Annotated in this window: 1 protein-coding gene; it reads right to left on the bottom strand. The window is 49.1% G+C overall.

Features of this window, described 5'->3' with window-relative positions:
- Positions 1–328: hypothetical protein (locus MiSe_RS50060; protein WP_226595079.1), on the bottom strand; the 328-nt coding region annotated here is incomplete at both ends.

Genomic DNA, 328 nt, shown 5'->3' with positions numbered 1-328 from the left:
AAAGCATCGCCAACTGCCGATCTCGAATCAATGGGAGAAACACCAGAGATATCCGCAACAGCAACATCCTCTTCGTCAGCGGTCGCACCAACATCCGCCACAACAATTGATTCAAAAGCATCGCCAACTGCCGATCTGGAATCTATGGGAGAAACACCAGAGATATCCGCAACAGCAACATCCGCCACAACAATTGATTCAAAAGCATCGCCAACTGCCGATCTCGAATCAATGGGAGAAACACCAGAGATATCCGCAACAGCAACATCCTCTTCGTCAGCGGTCGCACCAACATCCGCCACAACAATTGATTCAAAAGCATCGCCAA

Origin of the sequence: Microseira wollei NIES-4236, from assembly GCF_020521235.1 — a bacterium.
Classification (GTDB): Bacteria; Cyanobacteriota; Cyanobacteriia; order Cyanobacteriales; family Aerosakkonemataceae; genus Microseira; species Microseira wollei.
The sequence above is the reverse complement of the archived record's forward strand: the minus strand, read 5'-3'. Positions and strand labels throughout refer to the sequence as shown.